General features: G+C 70.1%; 25 protein-coding genes. 3 read left to right on the top strand and 22 right to left on the bottom strand.

Translation table 11 applies throughout. From position 1 onward, the window contains the following. Positions 1-564 precede the first annotated feature (564 nt). Together VNL12_RS10100 and VNL12_RS10095 are read left to right on the top strand one after the other, a co-directional pair. Positions 565-1,233, top strand: a complete 669-nt coding sequence (locus tag VNL12_RS10100; RefSeq protein WP_325594126.1) for a DUF6308 family protein — start codon at positions 565-567, stop codon at positions 1,231-1,233. 337 nt (positions 1,234-1,570) lie between these two features. After that, positions 1,571-2,281, top strand: coding sequence for a hypothetical protein (locus VNL12_RS10095; RefSeq protein WP_325594124.1), 711 nt, complete (start codon positions 1,571-1,573; stop codon positions 2,279-2,281). Between the two features lie 144 nt (positions 2,282-2,425). On the opposite strand, the gene VNL12_RS10090 is transcribed toward VNL12_RS10095, so the two are convergent. From VNL12_RS10090 to VNL12_RS09985, 22 genes are all read right to left on the bottom strand, one after another. After that, positions 2,426-2,656, bottom strand: a complete 231-nt coding sequence (locus tag VNL12_RS10090) for a DUF433 domain-containing protein (protein WP_325594122.1) — start codon at positions 2,654-2,656, stop codon at positions 2,426-2,428. A 79-nt stretch (positions 2,657-2,735) separates the two neighbouring features. Beyond that, positions 2,736-4,286 carry an NADH-quinone oxidoreductase subunit N gene (locus tag VNL12_RS10085; protein ID WP_325594120.1) on the bottom strand — a complete coding sequence of 517 codons (1,551 nt, stop codon included), beginning with the start codon at positions 4,284-4,286 and terminating at the stop codon, positions 2,736-2,738. After that, on the bottom strand, positions 4,283-5,944 hold the full coding sequence (locus VNL12_RS10080) for an NADH-quinone oxidoreductase subunit M (protein WP_325594118.1): 1,662 nt from the start codon (positions 5,942-5,944) through the stop codon (positions 4,283-4,285). The genes VNL12_RS10085 and VNL12_RS10080 overlap by 4 nt, the downstream gene beginning before the upstream one ends. Then, positions 5,941-7,974, bottom strand: coding sequence for an NADH-quinone oxidoreductase subunit L (gene nuoL / locus VNL12_RS10075; protein WP_325594116.1), 2,034 nt, complete (start codon positions 7,972-7,974; stop codon positions 5,941-5,943). Before nuoL ends, VNL12_RS10080 begins: the two co-directional genes overlap by 4 nt. Positions 7,975-7,978: 4 nt before the next feature. Continuing rightward, positions 7,979-8,290 carry an NADH-quinone oxidoreductase subunit NuoK gene (gene nuoK, locus VNL12_RS10070; RefSeq protein WP_349257833.1) on the bottom strand — a complete coding sequence of 104 codons (312 nt, stop codon included), beginning with the start codon at positions 8,288-8,290 and terminating at the stop codon, positions 7,979-7,981. Beyond that, complete coding sequence (locus VNL12_RS10065) at positions 8,290-8,931, bottom strand: NADH-quinone oxidoreductase subunit J (RefSeq protein WP_325594112.1); 642 nt, start codon at positions 8,929-8,931, stop codon at positions 8,290-8,292. Before VNL12_RS10065 ends, nuoK begins: the two co-directional genes overlap by 1 nt. Then, positions 8,931-9,602: an NADH-quinone oxidoreductase subunit NuoI gene (gene nuoI / locus VNL12_RS10060; protein WP_325594110.1), complete on the bottom strand. Its 672-nt coding sequence runs from the start codon at positions 9,600-9,602 to the stop codon at positions 8,931-8,933. Before nuoI ends, VNL12_RS10065 begins: the two co-directional genes overlap by 1 nt. Then, positions 9,602-10,804, bottom strand: coding sequence for an NADH-quinone oxidoreductase subunit NuoH (gene nuoH / locus VNL12_RS10055; RefSeq protein ID WP_325594108.1), 1,203 nt, complete (start codon positions 10,802-10,804; stop codon positions 9,602-9,604). The genes nuoI and nuoH overlap by 1 nt, the downstream gene beginning before the upstream one ends. After that, positions 10,804-13,605 carry an NADH-quinone oxidoreductase subunit NuoG gene (gene nuoG, locus VNL12_RS10050; RefSeq protein WP_325594106.1) on the bottom strand — a complete coding sequence of 934 codons (2,802 nt, stop codon included), beginning with the start codon at positions 13,603-13,605 and terminating at the stop codon, positions 10,804-10,806. Before nuoG ends, nuoH begins: the two co-directional genes overlap by 1 nt. Beyond that, complete coding sequence (gene nuoF / locus VNL12_RS10045) at positions 13,602-14,972, bottom strand: NADH-quinone oxidoreductase subunit NuoF (protein WP_325594104.1); 1,371 nt, start codon at positions 14,970-14,972, stop codon at positions 13,602-13,604. The genes nuoG and nuoF overlap by 4 nt, the downstream gene beginning before the upstream one ends. Before the next feature lie 37 nt (positions 14,973-15,009). Next, positions 15,010-15,642, bottom strand: coding sequence for an NAD(P)H-dependent oxidoreductase subunit E (gene nuoE / locus VNL12_RS10040; protein ID WP_325594102.1), 633 nt, complete (start codon positions 15,640-15,642; stop codon positions 15,010-15,012). Between the two features lie 355 nt (positions 15,643-15,997). Next, a complete protein-coding gene (locus VNL12_RS10035; RefSeq protein ID WP_414654872.1) occupies positions 15,998-17,278 on the bottom strand; it encodes an NADH-quinone oxidoreductase subunit D in 1,281 nt (426 codons plus the stop codon). Positions 17,279-17,330: 52 nt separating this feature from the next. After that, positions 17,331-17,873: an NADH-quinone oxidoreductase subunit C gene (locus VNL12_RS10030; protein WP_325594098.1), complete on the bottom strand. Its 543-nt coding sequence runs from the start codon at positions 17,871-17,873 to the stop codon at positions 17,331-17,333. A gap of 2 nt (positions 17,874-17,875) precedes the next feature. Continuing rightward, entirely contained in the window at positions 17,876-18,439 is a 564-nt protein-coding gene (locus VNL12_RS10025; RefSeq protein WP_414654871.1) for an NADH-quinone oxidoreductase subunit B, read from the bottom strand. 11 nt (positions 18,440-18,450) lie between these two features. After that, the gene (gene ndhC, locus VNL12_RS10020; RefSeq protein WP_325594095.1) at positions 18,451-18,927 is read right to left on the bottom strand and encodes an NADH-quinone oxidoreductase subunit A; all 477 of its coding nucleotides are present in this window, start codon (positions 18,925-18,927) and stop codon (positions 18,451-18,453) included. Between the two features lies 1 nt (position 18,928). Next, positions 18,929-19,849, bottom strand: coding sequence for a hypothetical protein (locus VNL12_RS10015; protein WP_325594094.1), 921 nt, complete (start codon positions 19,847-19,849; stop codon positions 18,929-18,931). 25 nt (positions 19,850-19,874) lie between these two features. Beyond that, the gene (locus VNL12_RS10010; protein WP_325594093.1) at positions 19,875-21,008 is read right to left on the bottom strand and encodes a cytochrome c; all 1,134 of its coding nucleotides are present in this window, start codon (positions 21,006-21,008) and stop codon (positions 19,875-19,877) included. Beyond that, the gene (locus tag VNL12_RS10005; protein WP_325594091.1) at positions 21,008-21,880 is read right to left on the bottom strand and encodes a ubiquinol-cytochrome c reductase iron-sulfur subunit; all 873 of its coding nucleotides are present in this window, start codon (positions 21,878-21,880) and stop codon (positions 21,008-21,010) included. Before VNL12_RS10005 ends, VNL12_RS10010 begins: the two co-directional genes overlap by 1 nt. Positions 21,881-21,889: 9 nt before the next feature. Next, the gene (locus VNL12_RS10000) at positions 21,890-22,663 is read right to left on the bottom strand and encodes a menaquinol-cytochrome c reductase cytochrome b subunit (protein ID WP_325594089.1); all 774 of its coding nucleotides are present in this window, start codon (positions 22,661-22,663) and stop codon (positions 21,890-21,892) included. 8 nt (positions 22,664-22,671) lie between these two features. Next, complete coding sequence (gene extP / locus VNL12_RS09995; RefSeq protein ID WP_349257832.1) at positions 22,672-23,409, bottom strand: selenite/tellurite reduction operon b-type cytochrome ExtP; 738 nt, start codon at positions 23,407-23,409, stop codon at positions 22,672-22,674. An 81-nt stretch (positions 23,410-23,490) separates the two neighbouring features. Beyond that, on the bottom strand, positions 23,491-23,907 hold the full coding sequence (locus VNL12_RS09990; RefSeq protein WP_325594085.1) for a 4Fe-4S binding protein: 417 nt from the start codon (positions 23,905-23,907) through the stop codon (positions 23,491-23,493). Positions 23,908-23,910: 3 nt separating this feature from the next. Beyond that, positions 23,911-24,330: a hypothetical protein gene (locus VNL12_RS09985; RefSeq protein WP_325594083.1), complete on the bottom strand. Its 420-nt coding sequence runs from the start codon at positions 24,328-24,330 to the stop codon at positions 23,911-23,913. A 348-nt stretch (positions 24,331-24,678) separates the two neighbouring features. Between VNL12_RS09985 and VNL12_RS09980 the strand changes: the two genes are divergently transcribed. Further along, a complete protein-coding gene (locus tag VNL12_RS09980; RefSeq protein WP_325594081.1) occupies positions 24,679-25,473 on the top strand; it encodes a hypothetical protein in 795 nt (264 codons plus the stop codon). The last annotated feature ends 18 nt before the right edge of the window (positions 25,474-25,491 follow it).

Genomic DNA, 25,491 nt, shown 5'->3' with positions numbered 1-25,491 from the left:
CGCACGAGCGACCCGAGGCCCAGCACGGCCCCGACCAGGCCGACCGCGACGCATCCGAAGATGAACACGGTGAGGTAGGAGCGGAGGAAGTCCGACACGTCGACCGAATCTAGTGAGGCTTTTCGCGATGGGCCAAAGGGGACGCAACCTTTCGGCGACGCTGTCGCCGCCCCGCCGCCGCGTCCGCGGCGGCCTCGACGACCGGGCCAGGCCGGGCCTGTGTCCCGGCCCAGGAGGGGCAACTGAGAGCCTCTCTGGTACTGGCGTCGACCTCAAGCGGGTGTTGTTCGGGGGGCCGGGTGGGACGAGCTCGATCTGGAGATCGTCCGCTCGCGTGAGCTCCCGCGGGAGGTCGACCTCGGCCCGGACGAGGTCGGGCCGGGTGGGACCTTCGGCCTCGACGCCTGAACGAGTGCGCCTCCAAGGTCGCGCCGCAAGGCCCGGTAGCGGCCGCTTGCGGTCCATGGTCCGCTCGTCGCTCCGTCGACGGCCGCTGTCACACCCCCTCTCTATGGTGCTCAGCGTGGGCGCTCCCGGATGGGAGGCCGCACGGAAGGAGACATCATGAGCGACCAAGCGTCGTTCGGCTTCGATCTGGTGCTCGCCGGGCATCCGATCGAAGGCGCTCGGGATTCGATTCGGCGCTACTGCGGCCTCCCGTGGACGGGAGGAGCGCCCGAGACCTGGGCCTTCGCGTACTACGACCAGGTCGACACAGCGCGAGCCGACCGCGTCGACCCTGTCGACGTACTTGCAGCGTCAGCGCTCCAGCGTGGGTTGTCCCGGGACGACATGACCTTCTTCGCCGGGCACGGGTCGCGGTCGACGCCTGGCCTCATCGAGCAGTGGCTGTTCGATGTTCCCAGCGAGGCGAGGCTGGAGAGTGCCGGGCCCAAGGACCTGTGGGCCCTCGAGCAGCTGACGACGTGGGAGGCAGCGCCAGGCTTGGCACTGCTCACCAAGGTCCTCCATCGCAAGCGCCCGAACCTCATCCCGCTCATCGACCGGGCGACCATCGACTGGTATCGACCCGTCACCGCCGAGCGACGGGCGGAGAGGGCGTGGCCGGCCCTGATGCGGGCCATTGGTGAGGACCTGGCCATGACGGGCGTGGGAGCGGCCAACCGCTTCTGGCTGGCATCGATGGCGGTCGAGATCGCGAAGGAGACCGGCCGTCAGGTGTCGTTCCTCCGCCTCGTCGACATCTCCATCTGGATGGGGGCCAACGGGTGAGCGGGGGAAAGGAGCCAGTGGTGCGGTTGCACCGACGCGGTTGGCCGATCGTCGTCTTCGGCGATCGCCGCTGGAGATGGGAGGCGACAGGTCGCTACCTGCGGCTCGGCTCGAACTCTGACGACCCGCCCTGCCGACGGTGCGGCGAGCGACCGACCCTCGAGGGCCACGATGCGTGCCTCGGCGAGATCACGGGATCCGTGGCAGCCTGCTGCGGCCACGGCTGGGTGCCCGGCTATGTCCTCGACTCCGACGGCACCCGACGACCACTTCCGAAGTTGGAGGAACCATGCGATCACCCGAACTCGGCCCCTTGACTGGTCTCGACGAGAGGGTCGTGGCCACACTGCGGCCGTACGTCGCAGACATTGTCGGAGCGTCGGGCCGCCAAGCATCGATCCCATTCGTGGCGAACACATGGAAGAGGTGGCTCAAGGGATTCGGTTGGGACGAGCCGCTGATCACGCGTCTGCTGGACACCTTCGGCGATGATTGCGTGAGCCGGCGCGGCCTGGCGACAATCGCCAGTAGCGCCCATGACGCCGAGGGGCGCCTGATCCTGCTCACAGCCACGATGATTTGGGGTCGAGGCAAGAAGAACGCCCGCATGAAGAACTCGTTCGAGAAGCTCCTCCGCCCGGGGGACGAGCACGTTGCCGAAGTCCTGGAGACGACGCAGAACGCCTGCGCAAGCGGGCGGCTGGCCGGGGCCTACCTCTCCGCCCGAGCCCTGCCCGGAATCCGCGAACCGTTCTTCACCAAGTGGCTCTGGGCCTCGACCCTCGGCAACGACTCGGTGGCTCTTCGTCCTCTCGTGCTCGACCGCTTGGTCTGGTTCAGCATCCGCGAGGTCGTGATGTGGAACAGCGTCGAGGCATCCGGCTCGCGTCGACTAGCCGATCGCTACGAAGCCTTCGTCGTAGCCGCACATCGCTGGGCCGAAGCCTTGAGTGCCGAGGACCAGCTCATCAACGCCGAAGACATCGAGTGCATCCTCTTCGAGCTCGGGAAGCACAAGGGAGACTGGTCGAAGCTCAGCCAACCATGACGCGCCGTTAGCGAAGGGGCAGATCGCGCACCGCAAGCCGCGTCGGGCTCACGACACCACGGCCAGCGACATGGAGCACATCAAACCCAGCGGCCATCAGGAGCTCAGTGAGACGCGGCGACAGGTTGGCGTCGAGAAGAAGTCTCACGCAGGGCGAGCGACCGGCAGCTCTCGCTCGTTGACCCTCGCTGCTGCGAGCTCGAGTGCGGCGAAGACGTCTGCCTTCTCCAGGTAGGGGTAGTCGCCGAGCACTTGGTCGATCGTTCGGCCCGAGGCGAGCTGACCGAGGACCATCCCGACGGTGACCGGAAGGTCACGGATGCACAGCACGCCTCCCATGCGCTCCGGGTCGACCGTGATACCTGCGGATGTCACGCCGGCATGGCAGTGAGCGGGCGTCCTCCGTCGCGTTCGATTCGCTGCACCGCGCCAGAAACGGTCCAGCCGGACGGCGTCAGCGGTCGTCGTCCGCGACGAGGTCAGGGGTGGCATCGCGGGCGGTCTTGGTGAGCGGGTCGGGCACCAGGCCGATGCCGATGGTGGCGACCAGGGCGAGGGCGATGGTGACCTTGGCCGCCATGGGGGCCTTCACCCGGCGCACCGGCGACGTCGCCGGCTCGGCGCCGTCGGCCTCGTCGGGATCCTGCGCACCGGCGTACATCGCCAGGACGATGCGCAGGTAGAGGAAGGCGGAGATCACCGCCGAGAGCATCGCCACCAGGCCCAACCAGGACGACCCGGCCTCCACGACGGCGTTGACGGCGTAGAACTTTGCCAGGAAGCCTGACGTCAGCGGTGTGCCCGCCTGGGCCAGCAGGAACACGGTGAGGGCCAGGGCCAGCAGCGGCTCACGGCGCGCCAGCCCGCCGTAGTCCGACAGCTGGTGGTGGCCGTCGCCCCGTCGGCCGACGACGGTGATGACGCCGAAGGTGCCCCCGACGATGATCGTGTAGGTGGCCAGGTAGAACAAGGTCGCGGTGACGCCCTCGATGGTGCCGGCGGCGACAGCGACGAGCATGAAGCCGGCGTGGTTGATCGAGGAGTACGCCATCATGCGCTTCACGTCGGTCTGCACCACCGCCAGCACCGCGCCCACCAGCAGGCTGGCGACGGCCAGAGCGTAGATGAGCGGCTGCCAGTCGTAGCGGTAGCTCGAGAAGGTGACGACCACGACCCGGAGCAGCCCGGCGAACCCGGCCGCCTTCACCGCGGTGGCCATGAACGCGGTCACCGGCGATGGGGCGCCCTGGTAGACATCGGGCGTCCAGGAGTGGAACGGGGCGGCGGCGACCTTGAAGCCGAAGCCGACCAGCAGCATCCCGATGCCGGCGAGGAGCAGGCCCTCGTCGGTGAGGCGGTTCTCGGAGAGGAACTCGGCGATGCTGATCATGCTCGTTGCGCCGGTGGCGCCGTAGATCAGGGCGATGCCGTAGAGGAAGAACGCCGAGGAGAAGCTGCCCAGCACGAAGTACTTGATGGCCGCCTCGCCCGAGCGCAGGCGCCGCCGGTGCACCCCGGCCAGCACGTAGGCCGCGAGTGACAGGATCTCGAGGCCGAGGAACATCACGATCAGGTCGGTGGCCGACGCCATGATGATGCCGCCCGCCGCCGAGGCCAGGTAGAGCAGGTAGGGCTCGGGCCCCTCGAGGTCCTCGCGTCGCAGGTACCCGTCGGTGAGCAGGGCGGCGATGATCACCCCCAGGGCGATCACCCCGATGAGGAACAGCGAGAAGCCGTCGACCGCGTAGGCCCCGCCGACGACGGTGCGGGTGCCGGTGTCGGGCAGGTCGCGCCACAACACGATGCAGGCCACGACGGTGCCGAGGGCGGTGGCGACGGTGAACGCGGTGAACAGGCCCGTCCACCGCCGGGGGCCCCGGCGGGGCAGCAGGCCGCTGAACCCGAGCATCACGGTGGCCCCGACGACCATCACGAGGAACGGCGAGAGCGCGCTCCAGGCGATGTCGGGGGTGGCGATGGTGTCGACCTCGGCGAGCAACGTCACTCCCCCTCCTCCTCGGCGGAGCCGAGCTCCTCCTCGCCGCCGCGGTGCTCCTCGAGCACCTCACGGCCGCGGGTGTAGGTGTCGGGGCGGGCGTCGGGTCCGAGCTGGTTGACGTCGGGCTCCTCGCGATCGGAGTTCGCCTCGACGTGGGCGACGAGCGCCACCACCGAGGGCTCGATGCGCTCGAGCACAGGCTTGGGGTAGACGCCGAGGAAGACGATCAGGCCGAGCAGCGGGGCCATCACGAGGCCCTCGCGCACGTTCATCTCGGCGAAGCCCTCGTTGTCGGCGTCGGGCTCGCCGTGGAAGGTGCGCTGGTAGGCCCACAGCAGGTAGACCGCCGCGAGGATCACGCCCGAGGCGGCCACGACCGACCACCACCGGGCCGAGGTGAACGACCCGAGGAGGATGAGGAACTCGCCGACGAAGCCGTTGAGGCCGGGCAGGCCGAGCGACGAGAGCATCACCAGCGTGAACACCCCGGCGAAGACCGGGGCGACCTTCTGGAGACCCTTCAGCTGGGCGATCTCCCGGGTGTGGCGCCGGTCCGAGATCATCCCCACCAGCAGGAACAGGGCGCCGGTCGAGATGCCGTGGTTGACCATCTGCAGCACCGAGCCCTGAAGGCCCTGGGTGGTGAGCGAGAACGTGCCGAGGATGATGAAACCGAGGTGCGCCACCGACGAGTAGGCGACGAGCCGCTTGAGGTCCTTCTGCATGGTCGCGGCGATGGCACCGTAGATGATGCCCACCGTGCCGAGGGTGACCATCACCGGCGCGAACCACGCGGATGCCTCGGGGAACAGGTAGAGGCCGAAGCGCAGGAACCCGTAGGTGCCGAGCTTCAACATGACCCCGGCCAGGATCACCGAGCCCGCCGTGGGCGCCTCGGTGTGGGCGTCGGGCAACCAGGTGTGCAGCGGCCAGACCGGCACCTTGATGGCGAAGGCGGCCGCGAAGGCGAGGAACAGCCAGCGGGCGCTGCTGGTCGCGATCGAGCCCTGGTCGTTGGCGATGGTGACCAGGTTGAACGTGAGCTCACCGGTGGCCCGGCCGTGGAGCACGGCGGTGGCGATGAGCCCGACGAGCATGAACGCCGAGCCGAACATCGTGTAGAGGAAGAACTTCATCGCCGCGTACCGGCGTTCGGCGTGGCCCCACCCGCTGATGAGGAAGTACATCGGGACCAGCACGATCTCGAACATCACGAAGAAGAGGAAGAGGTCGAGGGCGAGGAACACGCCCAGGCACCCGGCCTCGAGCAGCAGCAGCCAGGCGAGGAACTGCTTCTCGTCGCGCGCCGCGGGGGCGCCGATGATGGCGATCGGGAACAGCAACCCGGTCATCACCAGCAGGAACAGCGAGATGCCGTCGACGCCCAGGTGCCAGGAGATGTCGAGATCGGAGATCCAGGTGGTCTTCTCGATCATCTGGAAGCCGGCATCGGCGCCCCTGAACGCGACGAGGGTGCCGACGGTGAGGGCGCCGGTGATCACCGAGAACACCAGGGCGACGAGGCGGCACAGCTCGGGGCGGCGGCCCGAGAGCACGGCGACGACGAGGGCGCCGACGGCGGGCAGGGCGACCATGGTGGTGAGGATCGGGAAGTCGAGCGAGGCGCCGCCGCCCTCGGCCGCGGCCACCAGGAAGGGGGTCACAGGACCACCCCGCGCAGGATCATCACGAAGACCAGGATCACGGCACCTCCGGTGAGGAGCCCGACGTAGGCCCGGACGAAGCCGGTCTGGGTGCGGCGCAGGCCGCCACCGGTCCCGCGCACGAGCGCCGCGGTGCCGTTCACGGCGCCGTCGATGACCGTGCGGTCGAACCAGGCCACGGCGTCGAAGGCCTTGCGGCCGGGCCCGCCCACGAACGCCGAGATGGTGGAGTCATAGAACCAGCCCCGGGCCAGGACGCGAGGCTCCGCCGGCCGGTCGGCGGGGCGGCGGCGCAGGTAGAGCACGACCGCGCCGGCGATGCCGATGAGCCCGCCGATGACGGCCACGACGGCCAGGCCGACCTTGAGGCTGGTGGCGACCGAGATGATCGCCTCGTCGGGGGCGACGACGGGCTCGAGCCAGTGCTCGAGGCGCCTGGTCGAGCTGGTGAAGGGCAGCTGCAGCGCACCGCCGACCGCGGCGAGCCCGGCCAGGACGACGAGCGGCACGGTCATGGTCCACGGCGACTCGTGGGGGGAGGAGATGGCCTCCTGCGGGCCCACGCCGTGGGGGCGGTGCCCGCTCTCATAGACGTTCCGCACCGTCGGGGACTCCGCCTCGTCACCCTCGAGGCCGTCGTCACCGCCGGGCAGCAGGCCCCGCTCGCAGGCCAGGTCGGGGGCGGCGTCGGTGATCGGGCGGTCCCAGCGGGCCTCACCGAAGAAGGTGAGGAACACCTGGCGGCTCATGTAGAAGCCGGTGAGCACCGCGGTGACCAGGCCGATGGCCCAGAGCACGGGGCTGGTGTCATAGGCGTAGAGCAGGATCTCGTCCTTCGACCAGAAGCCCGAGAACGGGGGGACACCGGCGATGGCCAACCAGCCCACGATGAACGTGGCCGCGGTGATGGGCAGCAGCTTGCGCAGCGCGCCCATGCGACGCATGTCCTGCTCGTCGCCCATGGCGTGGATCACCGAGCCGGACCCGAGGAACATCAGGGCCTTGAAGAAGGCGTGGGTGACCATGTGGAAGATGGCGGCGATGTAGGCGCCCGAGCCGATGGCCAGGAACATGTAGCCCAGCTGGGACACGGTGGAGTAGGCGAGCACCTTCTTGATGTCGGTCTGGGCCACGGCGATGGTGGCCGCGAACAGGGCGGTGAGGGCGCCGACCACGGCGATGGTCATCGGGGCCCAGTCGGCGGCCTGGGCGATCACCGGGTTCATGCGGGTGAGCAGGTAGACCCCGGAGGTCACCATGGTGGCGGCATGGATGAGGGCGGAGACCGGTGTGGGGCCGGCCATGGCGTCGGGCAACCAGACGAACAGCGGCAGCTGGGCCGACTTGCCCACGGCGCCGACGAGCAGCAGCACGGTGATGCCCGTGGCGGTGGTGGTGGCCAGGCCGCCGGCGCCCGCGGCGATGTCGACGTAGCTGATCGACCCCAGGGCGGTGAAGGTGAGGAACATGGCGATCATGTAGCCCCAGTCACCGATGCGGTTGGTGACGAAGGCCTTCTTGCCCGCCGAGGCGTTGGCGTCGGAGGTGTGCCAGAACGAGACGAGGAAGTACGAGCAGGCGCCGACGCCCTCCCACCCGAGGAACGTGACGAGCAGGTTGTCGCCCAGCACCAGCATGAGCATCGAGAACACGAAGAGGTTCAGGTACACGAAGAACTTCGTGAAGTCCGGGTCCCCGTGCATGTAGCCGACGGCGTAGAGGTGGATCAGGGTGGCGACGCCGGTGATGAACAGGCACATCGTCACCGACAGCGGGTCGGCCAGGAAGCCCACGTCGACCGAGAAGCCGCCGGCCGGCACCCACTCGAAGAGCGTCTGGGTGAACGTGCGCTCCTCGGCGTGCTCGCCGAGGAGGCCGAGGAACACGACCACGGTGGCGGCGAAGGACCCGCCGACGGCCGCGGTGGCGAGCCAGCCCGCGAGGGGCTCACCCAGGCGGCGTCCGGCCACCAGGAGGGCCAGGAACCCGGCCAGGGGCAGGGCAGGGATGAGCCAGGTGACCTCGAGCATGGGATCAGCCCCGGAGCAGGGACACGTCGTCGGCGGTGGCCGCGGGCCGGCGCCGGAGGATGGACACGATGATCCCGAGGCCGACCACCACTTCGGCGGCGGCGACGACGAGCACGAAGAACACGACGACCTGGCCACCGACGTCGTTCAGCTCCCGGGCGAAGGTCACGAAGGTGAGGTTGACCGCGTTGAGCATCAGCTCCACGCACATGAACATCACCAGCGGGTTGCGACGCACCATGACGCCCACCGCACCGAGGGCGAAGAGGACCGCCGCGAGCGAGAGGTACCAACCGGAGGAGACGGCAGCGACGATCACGAGGCGTCGGCCTCCTCGGTGTCGGTGTCATCAGCATCGGCGTCGGTGTCGGCGTCGGTGTCGTCGAGCGCGAAGCGGCGGTCACCGGGGAGCGAGGGCACGGTCTCGGTGGCGTCGATCTGCGGGCCGGGCCGGGTGCGGGCGAGCAGCACCGCGCCGACGACGGCGATGACGAGCAGCAGCGAGGTGATCTCGAAGGCGAAGATGTAGTCGGTGAAGAGGAGGCGGCCGATCTGGGCCACGTCCTGTCCGTCGCGCACCCACCGCTCGGAGGCGGCCGGCACCCCGGTGATGGTGCTGGTGGTGACGACCGCGATCAGTCCGGCGGCGATGAGGACACCGAGGGCGATGGCCGCCGGGCGCTGTCCGACGAGCGGCTCGGCGTCGAGGTCCTCGGAGGTGTCGACGCCCAGCAACATGATGACGAACAAGAAGAGCACCACGATGGCCCCGGCGTAGACGATCACCTGAACAGCGGCGAGGAAGTTGGCCTCCTGGGCCACGAAGAGCACGGCGATGCCGAACAGCGTGGCCACCAGCGACAGGGCGGCGTGCACCGGGTTGCGGTTGATGATGACGCCGACGGCTCCGCCCAAGATGACGAGCGCGGCGACGGCGAAGACGACGACCTCGACCATCAGTCGGCGCTCCGGTGGTCGTCACCTTCGAGGGCGGGGCGGGCGGGACCCCGGGCCACGGTGCGGGCACCGGACTGGCCCCGCTCGGGGTCGCGGACGCCGAAGCCGAGCTCACCGGACCACGCCACGCGCCCCTCATAGGAGGCGTCGCCCGACGACGAGGTGGCGCGCATCCACGCCGAGGTCAACGGCTCGACGACCTCGGCGTCGGTCCAGTCCTCCCACGCCAGCTTCTGGGCCCGGCCGTCATCGTCGACGAGCAGCTCGGCCTTGGTGTAGATGCCGTCGGAGCGGTTGGTGAAGGAGAACTCGAAGAGCTTCGACTCGGTGATCGCCTCGGTCGGGCAGGCCTCGATGCAGAGGTCGCAGTGGATGCACCGCAGGTAATTGATCTCATAGACGTAGCCGTAGCGCTCACCGGGGCTCACCGGATCATCAGGCGGGTTGTCGGCGCCGCGCACGTAGATGCAGCGCGCCGGGCACACCCCGGCGCAGAGCTCGCAGCCGATGCACTTCTCCATCCCGTCCTCGTAGCGGTTGAGGACGTGACGGCCGTGCAGCCGCGCCGGCTTGTCGCGCTTGCCGCCCTCGTCCTTGACGTACGGGCGGGTGGTGCGCTGGCGCTTGCCCATCTGGCGGAGCGTGACGAGGAAGCCTCCGAGGTAGCCCATCAGACACCGACCTCCTCTTCGGTGGATCGGACGCGCTCCGCGGCGCGCAGGGCGAGGGTGAGCAGGCCGTAGCCGAGGAGCAGGCCGGCGGCCCCGACGAGGGGCACGACGACAGGGCTCCACCCGGCGTCATCGCCGACCTGGCGACCGGCGATGAGAACCAGCCAGGCCAACGCCAGGGGGATCATCACCTTCCACCCGAGGTCCATGAGCTGGTCGTAGCGCACCCGGGGCAGCGTGGCCCGGAACCAGACGAACATGAACAAGAAGGCGAAGAGCTTCACCGAGAACCAGATCGTGCCCCAGAGCCAGCCCGGCCCGAACAGGACGGGGCCGGCGGGGCCGCCGAGGAACAGGGTGACGATGATCGCCGACATGGTGACCGTGTTCATGAACTCGGCCAGGAAGAAGAGGGCGAAGCGGAACGCCGAGTACTCGGTGTTGAACCCGCCGACGAGCTCCTGTTCGGCCTCGACCAGATCGAACGGTGGGCGGTTGAGCTCGGCGGTGGCGGCGATGACGAAGATCACGAAGGGGACGAAGCCGGTGATCCAGAGGTTCCACTGCCAGGTGCTCTGCGCGCTGACGATGGCGTTGGTGCTGAGGCTGCCGGCCACCATGACCACGGTGACCACCGTGAGCCCGAGGGCGGCCTCATAGGACACCATCTGGGCCGAGGCCCGCACCGACCCGAGCAGCGGGTACTTCGACCCCGACGACCACCCGGCGAGCATGATCCCGTAGACCGCCACGCTCGACATGGCCAGGATGAACAAGACGCCGACGGGCGGGTCCGCCAGCTGCATCAGCGTGTCGCGACCGAAGACGCGGATGACCCCGTTGCGGCCGTCCGAGAAGTCGCCCCCGATGGGGATCACCGCGAAAACCAGGAACGCGGGGATGGCGGTGAGGTAGGGCGCGAGGATGAAGATGCGCCGATCGGCGCGATCGGGCAGCGAGTCCTCCTTCATGAAGAACTTCAGGCCGTCGGCCACGGTCTGGAAGAGGCCGAAGGGGCCGGCCCGGTTGGGGCCGATGCGGTTCTGGAGGTCGCCGATGGCCTTGCGCTCGAACCACACCATGAACAGCACGGAGGTGAGCAGCAGGGTGAAGGCGACGACGGTCTTCAGCGCCACGATCGCCACGACGCCGAGGTCGATGTCGCCCGCGAGGAGCGGATCGAGGGCGAGCACCGCGTTCATCAGGCCGTCTCCACGCGGATCTCGGTGACGGGCTGGCCCACGTCGATCAGGTCGCCGGCGCCGTTCTTGCGCCGGTGGGCGAGGGCGGCCACGCCGCGGGGGACACCGGCGTCCGCGACCACGACGACGGTGACCGTCGCCCGCGGTGAGGTGGCCCGCACGTTGGTGCCCGAGGTGACGCCGAGGCGCTCGAGCACCGAGGGGTGCACCCGCAACGGGGAGTCGGCCGCCAGGTGCGCCAGGGATTCGGCGTGCTGGACCATGGTGCCGTCGTCGTACAGCGTGCGGCTGACCACCAGGCGCAGGGCGTAGGAGTCGCGGGCCGGCACCGGCGTGGGCTCGGGGGCGACGAAGCGCAGGTTCGACGACGCCGGGGCGGCCGCGTCGTCGGCCGCGTCGTCGGCCGCACGCTCGTCGAGGGCCGGGTCGGCCGGGTCGCGCTCGGCGTTGCCGCCGCCGTCGTGGTCGTCGTTCGTCACCTCCGCCGGGTCGGAGTCGGCCTCGGCGTCGGGTCCGGCCGACCCCGTCTCGCCGTGCGCCGGGCCTTCGCCGCTCGGCTCGGGGGCGTCCTCCTGGGCGACCTCGGGCTCGGAGCCCTCGGCGCCGTCGGTGGGACCGACGGCGGTGCCCCCGAGGGCCTCGCCGGCCGAGGTGACCTGGGTCGTGCCGGTCGGCGCCGAGCCGAGGGGCGCCACCACGCCATCGCCGCTGGCCGCCAGCAGCTCGAGGGTGATGCCGGTGTGAGAGGGGGCCAGGGCCTCGATCTCGGCCCAGATGTCGGCCACCGATTCGAGGCCGAGGTCGGTTCCGAGCCGACGGGAGAGCTCGGCCGCGATCATCCAGTCGGGGCGCGCCGTGCCCGGGGCCGTGACCGACTGCCCGAGGGTGCTGATGCGCCCCTCGATGTTGGTGACGGTCCCCTCGACCTCGTCGGGCCCGGCGGCGGCCAGCACCACATCGGCGCGCGAGGACGACTCGTTCAGGAACAGGTCCGTGGCGATCACGGTGCGGGCCCCGGCGAGGGCCCGGGTGGCCAGCTCGCGGTCGGGGTGATCAACCAACGGGTCGGCGCCCAGCAGCACGAGCACGTCGATGCGACCCTCGGCCGCCGCGGTGAGGATGCCGGTGGCGTCGAGGCCCCGCTCGGTGGGCACCGTCGACCACACCACGCCCATGCGATCGACGCCCGCCGCGAGGCTCGTGCGACCGGGCAGCAACCCCGGCGCCAGGCCCATGTCGAGGGCTCCGTTGACGTTGGACCGGCGGAGCAGCGCCAGGACGGGCGCGTCGGGTCGGGCCCGGGCCACCACGGCGGCGGCGTCGACGGTGTAGCCGGCCGCCTCGGCGATCGATCCCCGGCCGAGGGCGACGGTGAGGTCGTCACCGGAGAGCAGGTCGCGGGCGGTGGCCAGGGCGCCTGCGTCGATGTCGGCCGGCGGGTCGCCGCCCTCGAGGAGCGCGGCCACGAGGGCGGGCAGGTCACCGGGGGCGGGGTGCAGCGCCACGGCGGCGAGCTCGTTCAGCACGGTGGCGGTCGGCGTGAGGGCCACGACCCGCACGCCGTCGGAGATCATGGCGTGGCGCAGCCGCAGGTAGAGCACCGGAAGCTCTTCCCGCGGGTCGGCGCCGATCCAGAGCACGGTGCCCCCGGGTGCGCAGAGGCGGTCGATGGTGGCTCGGGGCCGGCCCAGCACCAGCTCGGCGGGCAGGCCGTCGCCCATCTGGGCGTCGACGTGGTCGGTGCCGATGACGCCCTTGGCCAGCTTGGCCCACGCGTAAGCGTCCTCGTTGGTGAGGCGGGCTCCGCCGAGCACGGCGATGCTGTCGGGCCCCGAGCTCTCCCGGGCGGTGCGCAGGGCGCGAGCCGCGGCGCCGAGGGCGGCGGACCAGCCGGCCTCGGCCAGCCCGTCGGCGCCGGCGGCGCGCACGAGCGGAGCGCCCAGGCGCTCGTCGGAGGCGATGCTCTGGTAGCCGAAGCGACCCTTGTCGCACAGCCAGCCCCAGTTCACCGGGTCGACGTCGACGCCGTTGCGACGCTCCAGGCGGTTGCGGGAGCTGTCGACCACGACTCGGCACCCCACCGCGCAGTCCTGGCAGGTCGACTCGGTCTGCACCAGGTCCCAGGGCCGGGCCTTGAACCGGTAGGACACCGAGGTCAGGGCGCCCACCGGGCAGATCTGCACCACGTTGCCGCTGTAGTACGAGGCGAACGGGTGATCCGGGAACGTGTTGATCTGCGTCTCGTTGCCGCGGTCGAGGAAGTGGATCAGCGGCTCGCCCGCCACCTCATCTGCGAAGCGGGTGCAACGGTCACAGAGGATGCAGCGCTCGCGGTCGAGCAGCACCAGGTCGCTGACCGGGATGGGCTTCTCGAAGTGCCGCTTCTCCTCGACCATGCGCGACTCGCCCGGGCCGTGGGACATGGCCTGGTCCTGCAGGGGGCACTCGCCGCCCTTGTCACAGACGGGGCAGTCGAGCGGGTGGTTGATGAGGAGGAACTCGAGCACGCCGGTCTGGGCCTTGATGGTGACCGGGGTCCCGGTCTCGACCGCCATCTTGTCGGTGGCCTCGATCATGCACGAGGGCTGCAGGGCCGGGCCCCGGCCGGTGTCGATCTCGACGAGGCACTGGCGGCACATCCCGACCGGCCGCATGCGCGGGTGGTAGCAGAAGCGCGGGATGTAGACGCCGGCCCGCTCGGCCGCGTCGATGACCAGCTCGCCCTTGCGAGCAGTGACCTCGCGACCGTCGATGGTGATGGCCACCCCCGCCTCGGTCCTCGTGTCGCTCACCTCGGTCACGAGGCCACCTCCTCGGAGGCCGGCTCCGGCTTCGGGACATACGCGCCCCCGGCGACGGTCACGGTCACCGGCACCGGGCCGCCACCGAGGCGGGCCTCGAACTCGTCGCGGAAGCGGGTGATCGCAGAGGCGATGGGCGACACCGCGGATGGCCCCAGCGGACAGATCGTGGTCTGCTTGGGCGGCCACGCGATGCCGGGGCTGATGTTGTCGCACACGTCGAGGAGGAGGTCGAGGTCGCTGCGGCGGCCGTGGCCGTCGACGATGCGCTCGAGGATCTTCTCCAGCCAGCTCGTGCCCTCGCGGCACGGCGTGCACTTCCCGCAGGACTCCCGAGCGAAGAAGCGGACGATGCGCAGGGACGCCCTCACCATGTCGGTGGTCTCGTCCATGACCACGATGGCCCCGGAGCCGAGCATGGAGCCGGCCCGGTCGACCGCACCCTTCTCCAGGGGCAGGTCGAGGTGCTCGGCGTAGAACCACGGGGCCGACGCACCGCCGGGGATGAACGCCTTGAGGTCGTTGCCCTGGCGGATGCCGCCGCCGTAGACGGGGGCGTAGATGAGGTCGCGGAAGGTGGTGACGCCGAACTCGACCTCGTAGACACCGGGGTTCCGCACGTGGCCCGACACCGCGAACATGCGGGTGCCCCGGCTGGACTCGGCGCCCAGGGCGGCGAAGGCGGCGCCTCCCTCGCGCAGGATCCAGGGGAGGTTGGCGAGGGTCTCGACGTTGTTGACGACGGTGGGCTGGAGGTAGAGGCCCTTGGCGGCCGGGAAGAAAGGCGGCTTCAGGCGGGGCATGCCCCGGTTGCCCTCGAGCGACTCGATGAGGGCGGTCTCCTCGCCGACGATGTAGGCCCCGGCCCCCCAGTGCAGGACGATGTCGACCGAGAAGTCGGTGCCGAGGATGTTCCGGCCCACGTAGCCCTCGGCGTAGGCCTCGTTGAGCGCCGCCGCGATGCGCTCCTGGGCCAGGGCCATCTCGCCGCGGACGTAGAGGAACGCCTGGGCGCAGCCGATGGCGTAGCACGCGATGAGCACGCCTTCGATGAGCTGGTGGGGGTCGCGCTCCATGAGGAGGCGGTCCTTGTAGGTGCCGGGCTCGGACTCGTCGCCGTTGACCACGAGGTACCGCGGCCAGACCCCAGGGGGGCAGAAGCCCCACTTCACCCCGGCCGGGAAGCCGGCCCCGCCCCGGCCCAGCAGGCTGGCGGTCTTGACCTCCTCGACGACCTCGTCGGGGCGCTTGGCCAGCGCGGCGCGGAGGCCCTCGTAGCCACCGGTGGTGGTGAAGCGCGAAAGGGTGTGGGAGTCGTCGTGGCCGAAGCGCGACGTGATGATCTTGGGGGCGTCGGTGACGGTCACCGCTCCACCGCCATCGCCCGCTCGTGGCGCTCGCGGCTCACGTCTTCGCCTCTTCCTTGGGCGGGGCGGGTCGGGAGGTGACCCACACCGGCTCGATGGCCTCGCTGGGGAGGGCGGCGCCGGCGACGCGGTCGGCCGGCATCTGCTGGCGGACCCGGCCGAGGGTGCCGTGCGGCGGGATCTCCGAGGAAAGGCGCCCGGCGCGCAGGTCATCGACCAGCGCGTCGAAGGAGTCATGGGTGATCTTGTGCCGGTACCGGTAGTTCACCTGGAGGCACGGGGCCTCGGTGCAGGCGGCGATGCACTCGACGTCCTCGATGGTGAAGGTGCCGTCGGGGGTCGTGCTGCCGGAGCGGATGCCGAGGGTCTCCTCGGCGTGGGCCAAGAGCTCCTCGCCGCCCATGAGCAGGCAGGAGATGTTGGTGCAGATGTTCACCACGTAGGTGCCGACCGGCTCCCGCTTGAACATCTCGTAGAACGAGCACGTGCCGAGGACCTCGGCGGGGGTGGCGCCGACGAGCTCGGCGAGGTGTTCCATGGCGTCTTCGGCGACGTAGCCCTCCTGCTCCTGGGCCAGGTGCAGCAAGGGGATCAGCGCCGACTTCGGTCGCGGGTACCGCCCGATGATCTCCCTGGCCAGCGCCTCGCTCTGGGGGTTCAGCCGCGCCACGTGCCCACCATCCCAGACAGAACCCCACCACCAGAAACCCACCGACCGTCCAAGCCGCCAGACCGCCGAAGGCCCGGTGACCGAGGACCAGGTCGCCCGACAAGACGTGACCCGCGACCAGCCGCGCCCCGACAACCCCGTGAGGTGGACGCCTGAACGGAGAAAGGCCGCTCGGCGTCCACCGCAGCGGAGCGCAGCAGCGAAGCGAGCGCCAGCGAGCGAAGCCATGGCGAGCACCGAACGGTGGATGCCGAGCGGCCCACAACCCCGAGCAAGGCGTTCGGAGCCCTCATCGAAGAGCACCGAACGGTGGGCGCCGAGCGGCCCACCACCAAGAGCAAGGCGTTCGGAGCCCTCAACGGTCAACCTCGCCCATGATGGGGTCGACGCTGGAGATGACCGCCACGCCATCGGCGATGAGCCCGTTGTGCATCATGTGCGGCAGGGTCTGGACGTTCACGAACGACGGGCCCCGGACGTGCATGCGGTACGGCGTGGCCGAGCCGTCGCTCACGATGTAGCAGCCGAGCTCGCCCCGGGGGGACTCGACGGCCGCGTAGGCCTCGCCCGGCGGCACCTGGAAGCCCTCGGTGAAGATCTTGAAGTGGTGGATCAGCGCCTCCATCGACTCGTCGATGCGGGCCCGGGGCGGGGGCGTGACCTTCTTGTCCTGCACCCGGTAGTCGCCGGCGGGCATCCGCTCGAGGATCTGGCCGATGATCCGCAGCGACTCCCGGATCTCGGCCAGGCGGATGGCGTAGCGGTCGAAGCAGTCGCCGAAGGAGCCGACGATGACATCGAAGTCGACCTGGTCGTAGGCCAGGTAGGGGGTGGCCCGGCGCAGGTCCCAGGCGTAGCCGGTGGAGCGCAGGATCGGGCCGGTGGTGCCGAGGGCGAGGGCCTCCTCGGTGGTGATCACCCCGACGCCCTGGAGCCGGTCGCGGTAGATCGGCTGGTCGGTGAGCAGCACCTCGTACTCGTCGAGGCGCGCCGGGAGCGTGGTGAGCAGCTTCTCGACCGACTCCTCCCAGCCGTCGGGCAGATCCGCGGCCACGCCGCCGGGGCGGATGAAGTTGTGGTTCATCCGCAGGCCGGTGATGAGCTCGAGCAGCCGCAGCGTCTCTTCGCGCTCGCGCCAGCCGTAGATCATCATCGACAGGGCCCCGAGGTCCATGCCGTTGGTGGCCATGAAGAGCAGGTGGGAGCTGACCCGGTTGATCTCGCAGAGGAGCATGCGGATCCACGTCGCCCGCTCGGGGATCGCCACGCCCAGCAGCTTCTCGGTCGCCAGGGAGAACACCAGCTCGTTGAACAGCGGCGCCGCGTAGTCCATGCGGGTGACGTTGGTGGGCCCCTGCATGTAGGTGAGCTGCTCGCCGGTCTTCTCCATGCCGGTGTGGAGGTAGCCGAGCACCGGCTTGGTGCGTAGCACCCGCTCGCCGTCGAGCTCGAGCATCAGCCGCAGCACACCGTGGGTCGACGGGTGCTGCGGACCCATGTTCATGATCGTGGTGGTGGCCTCGTCGACGGGGGTGTCGTCATCGGCGATGGCGGCGACCTCGGCCTCCGAGAGGCGCAGCACGCTGCCCCGCTCGCGCAGGACCTCGACCCCGCCGGCCACGTCGCGGGTCGCCATCTCCTGGTCGCCCTCATCGGTGATGGCGGCGTCGGCCTCGGTCATGGTCGCCTCACCTCGGTCCGGGATCGCCCTTGAACTGCACCGGGATGCGACCAACGGCGTAGTCCTTGCGCAGCGGGTGGCCCACCCAGTCCTCGGGCATGAGGATGCGGGTCAGGTCCGGGTGCCCCTCGAAGGCGATGCCGAACATGTCGAACACCTCGCGCTCGAGGGCCTCGGTGCCGGGGTGGAGGTCGAAGAGCGACGGCACCGAGGCGTCGTCCTCGGGCACCTGGACCTTGAGGCGCAGGCGCTCGCCACCGCGCCGGTGGCTGATCAGCAGCACCACGACCTCGAAGCGCTCGGGGACGATGCCGTCCGGCAGCAGTCGCGGGGCTCGGTAGGTGAGGTGGTCGACGGCGGTGACGTCGAGGCACATCACCCACCCTTCGTCGCGCAGGGCGCGCACGACGTCGGCCAGCTCGTCGCGTGCGGGGTGGGCGGTGGTCTCGCCGAGGGCCACGGTCACGGGGGCACCGTGGACGAGCGCGGGGCCCGACGGCTCCTCGGGGTCCTCGTCGCCGTCGGGGGGAGCGGCGTCAGCGTCGGCCACGGTCAGGGCCGTCCGGTGAGCAGGACGGGCGCGTCCTGGCCGTCGCGCTGGTCGACCGTCAGGCCGGCTCCACCGCCGGTCTCGTCGCGACGCCGGAGCAGCTCGCCGCTGCCGATCTTCTCGTGCAGGGTGTTGATGGCGTGGATCAGGGTCTCGGGCCCGGGTGGGCAGCCGGGGGCGTAGACGTCGACGGGTACGACCTGGTCGACGCCCTGGACGATGGCGTAGTTGTTGAACATGCCGCCCGTCGACGCGCACACCCCCATCGACAGCACCCACTTGGGCTCCATCATCTGGTCGTAGACCTGGCGCAGGACCGGGGCCATCTTCTGCGAGACGCGCCCGGCGACGATCATCAGGTCGGCCTGGCGCGGCGAGGCCCGGAAGACCTCCATGCCGAAGCGGGCCATGTCGTAGTGCGAGCCCCCGGTGCCCATCATCTCCAGCGCGCAGCACGCCAGGCCGAAGGTGGCCGGCATGAGCGACGACCGGCGGGCCCAGTTGACGAGGTCCTCCACCCGGGCGGTGACGATGTTGTGGTCGAGCCCCTCGAGGCCCTCCTTCATGTCCCAACCCATCAGGCGGCATCCTCGCTCGGCGCATCGGGGCGACCCTCGAGGCCGACCCGGCGGATGGTGGTGCCCGGTGTCCGCGCCGCGGAGACCATGCCGCCGTCGGCCACGGGGCGCAGCTGGCGGATCGGACCCCAGTTCAGGCCGCCGTTGGCGATCTCATAGGCGAACGACACGAACACCGGCACGGCGAAGATGACGATGGAGACCAGTCCGAACACGCCGAGCTCGCGGTGCACGATGGCGTACGGGTACAGGAACACGATCTCGATGTCGAACACGATGAAGAGCATGGCGACGAGGTAGAAGCGCACCGGGAAGCGCTCGGGCGGTTCGCGCGACGGGACGATGCCGCACTCATAGGGCGCGCTCTTCGCCGCGGTGGGGCGACTGGGAGCCAGCAGACCCGATGCGACCCTGCTCAGGACGGCGAACACCGCGGCCAGGGCGAAGAGCGTGACGACGGGCAGGTACTGGCCCATGTCAGCCGCCGGCGGCGGCGCGGGCCTGGCGGACCAGCTTGTCGCGCCGGTGCAACGAGGTGCAGCAGATCGCGAAGAGGATGGCCGAGGCGATGGTGACGAACACCGCCGGCTGGCGCTGGGACCCGAGGTCGCGGACCATGACGACGGAGGTCACCGGTTCGTCGGGATCGGCCTCGGGGGTGGGCGGTGGCTGGCCGGGCACCTCCTCACGGGCGACGACCTCCTGCACCCGCACCACCACCCGGTGGGTGGGGTGCCCGAGGGGCCAGGTCACGATGCGCTCGGCCTTGAACGCGGCCCGGGCGAGGAGCGAGTCGCCGTTGCGGTCGTCCTTGCCGCCCTTGCTCCAGGAGTCGAGCACGACGAAGTCCGAGGTCTCGGTGAAGAGGGCCCGCTCGTCGACGAGGTAGGCCGACGCGGCGGCGGCGGCCTCGCCGGTCTGGCTGTCCGCGGTGCCGAGCAGCTCCCAGCCCTCGTCGGTCTCGACGATGCCCTCGAGGGCTGGGTCCTCCGCGAGGGTGGGATCGACGCTCAGGAGGTCTCCCAGCTGCGGCTCGCGCAGGCTGGGGTCGTCGGGGAACTGGGTCTCGAGGGCATCGTTGCCCTCGATCAGGCTCCGTGGGTCAGGCAGCTCGTCGCGTGGGGGCACCGTGCGGGCGTCAGCCGTGTTGGCCTCGGTGAGGGCGCCGTAGTTGACCTCCTCGACCTCCCAGGCGGCGACGCGACCCTGGTAGCCGATCCCGTACATGGCCCAGACGAGGCCCATGATCATCATCCAGCCGGCCAGGCCGGTGAGCGCGAGGAGGAAGCCGAGACGAGCGCCGCTGTTGGTCGCGAGCAGCAGGTACACCGACCCGCCGAGGATCAATGTGGCCACCACGACGGTGAGGATGCCCCGGAAGCCCGGGTCCCAGCTCATGGCAGAGAGGATCATCTCCACGGTGTCACAGGCCCCTGACGTAGCGGACGATCTTCTCGACGTCCTCCTTGGACAACATGCCACCGACGGTGTCGGGATCCGAGGGCTCCTGCGGCGCCACTCCGACCTCGCTGGTCTCGAGGGGGTTGTCGACCTCGGCGGGGGTCTGGCAGAAGCCGGGCATGCGCCCTGTGCCCTGGCTGTTCTGGCCGTAGTTGACGCCCTCCTCGCTCCCGGTGCAGACGAACTCGACCTGCTGGGTGAAGCCGGCCACGGTGCCGGGGAAGCGGGCGAGGCTGACCCCTCCCCGCAGCGCGGGCCCGAGCGCACCGTTGCCGTCGACGACCTTGTCGTTGTAGGACCAGCCCGTCGTGTGGCACCGGCCGCAGGCGTACGCGCCTCCGGCGAAGTCGGTGTAGTAGCCCAGGTTGAACAGGGCCTCACCCTCGCTCGCGTAGGGCACGCCCGCCTCCTCGGCGGCCGCCATCTCCTCGGGGAGGGCCTCGGCCGCTTGGCGCTGGGACTCCTCGGGCGTGATCTGGATGCTCTCCATGTAGTCGATCAGGTTCTGGAGCTGCTGTTCGTTGAGCGGACCGCCGCCCTCGACGCCCCAGGCCGGCATGGGCGAGAACGTGCGGCCGTAGATGAGCACGTCGCGCACCTCGTCGCGGCTGTAGCGCAACAGCACCGTGTCGAGCGCCGGCGCCTTCCACTGGACCTGCTCGACGAACTGGCCGTTGGAGTCGGTGATGGTGAACTCGACCACGCCCCCCTCGGCGGACATGCCGCCGTGGCAGAAGGCGCAGTTGAAGCCGCCGTTCTCGGTGGTGTCGAACATGGCGGCGCCACGGGAGACGAAGGCCGACTTGAAGTCATCTCGGGCGCCGGCCTGACGGCTGGGCTCGTTCAGGAAGTACAGGGCCAGGGAGATGGCCACCACGAACAGCCCGATGAGCCCGGCGAGCAGCACCCGGTCGAGCCGCTTTCCCTCGAGCTCCTCATCGGTGAACGACGTCTTGCGGTTGGCGGCGAGCTCGATCTCCGAGCCGACCTCGCCGCGACCCTGGCGGACGTTGATCCACGCGTAGGTCAAGGCGATGACGACCGCCCCGAAGAGGACGACGCCTCCGATGGTGGATTGGGTGCTGGCCAGCAGCATCAGTGCGCCGCTCCTCCGGAGATGCAGTGCGGACCCTCGGCCTCCTGGCCGGTGGTGTTGGTGCCGATGGCCGGGCCCTGGATGATGATGCCGGTGTTGACGGTGAAGGTGTCGCCCTCGATGGCCATGGCGAAGCGGTCGAGGCCACGGGGGGCGGGGCCGGCCTTCTTCTCACCCACGCGGTTGTACTGCGAGCCGTGGCAGCCGCACTCGAACCACTGCGAGGTGGCGCACTCGGGCACCCGGCAGCCGAGGTGGGGGCACTTCTGGTAGAGCGCCACCAGCCCGGCCTCCATGCCCGCCAGCTCGGAGGGGGAGTAGACCTTGCGGGCGTTGTCGAGCGATGCGGCCGGGAACTCGGTGATCCACATGCGGCCCTCGGGGTAGTAGAGGAAGCCGTTGTTCTGTCCGACCTGGTTCTTCAGCTCGGACACCTTGCCGACGGAGATCTTCGAGCCGAAGCCCGAGGTGCCCTGGGGCCACAGGAAGGCGAGGGCGGCAGGGGCGAAGCCGCCGATGCCCAGGCCGAAGCCGGCGATGATGCCGCGGTTCATGAACTGGCGACGGGCAACGCCTCGGGAGTCCTCGTCGGGTGGGACCCACTCGACGGGGGCGGTGGGACCGGCCGCGGCCAGCTCGGAGCTTCCCCTGCGGGCCTCCGCCGTGGCCAGCTCGACCTCCTTGCCGGTGGACGGCGCAGGGTCCGCCTCGGGTGCCGCGGCGCCGCCGCGGCGCGCCGTGTCACGGCTCTTGGTCTCGCGGGCGAGGAAGCCCACGGCGCGCTGGGAGTCGCGTGATCGCTGGGTGGCGAAGAGGGCGGCGGCGGCGCCCAGGACGAGCACGATGATGGCGAGGACGATCACGAGGGACATCAGATCTCCTTAGAGCTCGAAGAACAGACCGTCGTTCCAGGGGAACACGAAGTTCTGGCCCGGACCGCGGAAGAACGAGCCGATCATGACCAGGACCGCCCAGAACATGAGGAACACCGTGAAGAGCGAGATCGCGAACTTCCGGTCCTCAGGCTTGTTGGATGGGTTCCGGTCAGTGTACGGGGCCAGGATGAGAGCGAACATGCCCATGCCCGGGATGGTCACGCCCGCGACCATGGGGTGGAACATCGTGAGGAGCTCCTGCAGGCCCAGGAAGTACCAGGGCGCCTTGGAGGGGTTGGGCGTCTGGTTCGGGTTGGCCAGGGTGAGGAGCGGGGCGTTCACGAAGATCGAGAAGATCAACACGAACGCCGTGCAGAGCAGGGAGGCCACGAACTCGACGGCCAGGAGGTGGGGCCAGGTGTGGACCTTGTCCTGGGGCAGGGCCTTGACGTCTTGGATCGACCCGGACTTCACGACGGTCAGCAGCCGCTGGGTGTGGCCGCCGGGGCCGGCGGCCACCGGCAGCGTGGCGGTGGCCACGGCGCCGCCGGCGGGAGGGGCCTTGGTGGCCACCGCGGTGCCGCCGCCCGAGGGCTCGGCGGGGTCGCTCGACACCTTGTCGCGCGCCGCCTTGGCCCGCTCGAGGAGGTGGGCCGGGATGCGGCTGTCGGCCGCGTCGCCCCCGGAGGCGGCAGGTGTCTCGGCCGGGGCCTGGGACGCGGCGGCCTTCTGCCGGGCCTCCTCGGCTCGCTTGCGCAGGTGTTCGGGGATCTCGGTCATGTCGGCTCCTACAGAGGCCCGCTGATGCCGCCGTCCTTGCGCACCCGCCAGAAGTGGATCGCCAGGAAGATGACGATCACGAACGGGAGCATGAGGACGTGGAGGACGTACCAGCGCAACAGGGTGTCGGTGCCGATCTCCGCCCCCCCCAGCAGGGCGAAGCGGACCTGGTTCCCGAACACAGGGGTGTAGCCCATCATGTTGGTACCCACCGTCACCGCCCACAGCGCCAGCTGGTCCCACGGCAGCAGGTAGCCGGTGAAGCTGAGGAGCAGGGTGAGCGTCAACAAGATGACGCCGATGACCCAGTTGAACTCACGGGGCGGCTTGTAGGCCCCGTGGTAGAAGACCCGGGCCATGTGGAGGAAGACCGACAGCACCATCAGGTGTGCGGCCCACCGGTGCATGTTGCGGACCAGCAGCCCGAAGGCCACGTTGGTCTGCAGGGCATAGATGTCGTTCCAGGCCTGCGCCGCGGTCGGACGGTAGAAGAACATCAAGAAGATGCCGGTGACGGTGAGCAGGATGAAGAGGAAGAAGCTCAGCCCACCCAGGCACAGGGTGTAGGAGACCTTCACCGCGTGGCGCTTCACCTTCACCGGGTGCAGGTGGTACAGCACCGAGTTCATGATCACGTAGGACCGGTTGCGAGGGCTGTCGGTGTAGCCCTTCCGGAAGATCGAGCCGGGGCGGAAGATCGAGTTCCACGTCTGTGAGGCCTGCACCTTGTCGGTGAGGTCGCCCATGACGCGGGCGCCACGGCCCTTGTTAGACATGGCCTTGGCCATTCGTCTACTGCCCTTCCCGGACGGCGACGCTGCGCTCGCTCACGAGAGCCGCATCCCGTAGCCGTAGCCGTAGGTGTTGGTGCGCTGGTGGCCGTCGCCCTCGGCCGCGGGTTCGCCGATCTTCCCGAGGATGATGACGCCCGTCGGGCACCGGTCGACGCAGAGGGCACAACGGGTGCACACGTCGTCGTCGATGGTGAAGATCACGTGGTCGCTGGGGTCGATCCCCGGACGCTCGGTGCCCTCGGCCTCGGCGATGGCATCGGGGCGCACCATGAAGATGCACTTCCACGGGCAGATGTCGACACAGCCCTCGCACATGATGCACTCGGACTGGTCGATGTGGATGAACTGCTTGGGCTTGACCGCCTTGGCCAGGTAGTCCGCGTCGACCTCGCGCAGCACGTAGTCGGCGCGGAACTCGGGCATCGGGGGGTTCGCATCGGTGCGGGCCATGGGTCAGACCTTTCGGGCCAGGGGACGGCCGTAGGCGGTCGTCTTCTCCTCGAGAGCCTTGCGCCTGCGCTCGACCTTGTCACCGCGGCCCTGCCACACCGACCAGAGGGCGACGTGCAGCCCGAGGTAGACGCCGTAGATCGTGACGGCGATGAGGTGCGAGAGCGTCTCATAGGAGATGTTCATGGGCACGTCGGTGAGCGCACCGGTGCCGCTGGGGCCGGCGAGGTAGCGATCGGGCCGCCACTCCAGCTCGGCCTCAGCCAAGGTCAGCCACTGGTGGGGCACCACCCCGTAGACCCAGAACAGACCGAAGAAGGCCAGGGTGGCGGCGAACATGGCCTCACCCCAGGACAGCTCGGTGCCGACCGGTCGGCGCTGGGCCAGCACGAAGACGCCGACGACCAGGAGCACGGAGACCACGACGGATCCGCCAAACGCAACCACTCCTCCGACACCTCCTTGGCTAGTGAAATCGCTCACAAATGGGATGACCACCCGGCGCGAGGAGGGTGGATCGCTTGAGAGCGAGGTTTAGCACGACCCGCGAAGACGGGGCACATCGTCGGGCCATCCGCACGGGGGCCGACAACACCCGTCGTGGGCGCTGGGCGGGACGGGTCCGCCGGACGCCGCGACCGCCGCTGCGCCACTCTCGATCACGAGCCCCGCCACACTTGGTCCGGCGTCGAGGGACCGACCTAGAGTGCAGGCCCATCGCCGGGGGTCGCGAGGCTCCCACCCGTCTCGTCCGCCCGCGGAGGCCGTCCGTTGACTGAGATCCCCGAACACCTCCTCAAGCGCTCCAAGGAGCGGCGGGCAGCCCTCGGCCTGCCCGGCGGTGAGGGTGGCGACAGCGGATCAGACAGCGGCTCGGGCGGCTCCGATGCCGCCGCCCCATCGCCGCCGGCCAAGGCACCGGCGGCCGCCCCGGTCGCCGCCGAGGAGAAGCCGCCTCCCCCGCCCAAGCCGAAGCCCGCCTACATCGCGGCCGCGGAGAAGCGCAAGCGCATCCCCTACTGGGCCATGCCCGTGGTGGCCCTGCTGCCGGTGTGGGCCTTCATCTACGCGGAGGGCGTCACCGCACCCACCCAGCAGGACGAGGCCATCGTCGTGGGCGAGGAGGTCTACTCCTCGTGCTCGGGCTGCCACCTCCCGAACGGCGGTGGCGGCGTCGGCGCCCAGCTCAACGAGGGTGAGGTGCTGGCCACCTTCCCCGACCCCGTCGCCATGATGCAGTGGATCCACCTCGGCAGCGACGAGTGGACCGGGACCACCGCGGCCGCCCCCTACGGCGACCCCGAGCGCGAGGGCGGGCCCCGCGACACCGGCACCCTCCCCTCGAAGATGCCCGCCTTCGCCGACCTCGACGCCACCGAGCTGGCCGGCGTCACCCGCTACGTGCGCGAGAACCTCGCGGGTGAGGCTCCGGCCAGCCCCGAGGTCCAGGAGCTCTACGAGGAGTGGGCCCAGCTGGCCATCGACAACGCCGAGGAGGGCGAGCTGATCTACCAGGACGGCGTTCCGCCCGACCCCGAGCGCGTCGACCTCGTCGCCGGGGGCTGATCCGCTCCTTCGCGAGCG

The sequence above is a fragment of the Iamia sp. genome (genome assembly GCF_035575815.1).
Taxonomy (GTDB): domain Bacteria; phylum Actinomycetota; class Acidimicrobiia; order Acidimicrobiales; family Iamiaceae; genus Iamia.
Note: the sequence above shows the minus strand (reverse complement) of the source record. Positions and strands in the feature narration are given on the sequence as shown.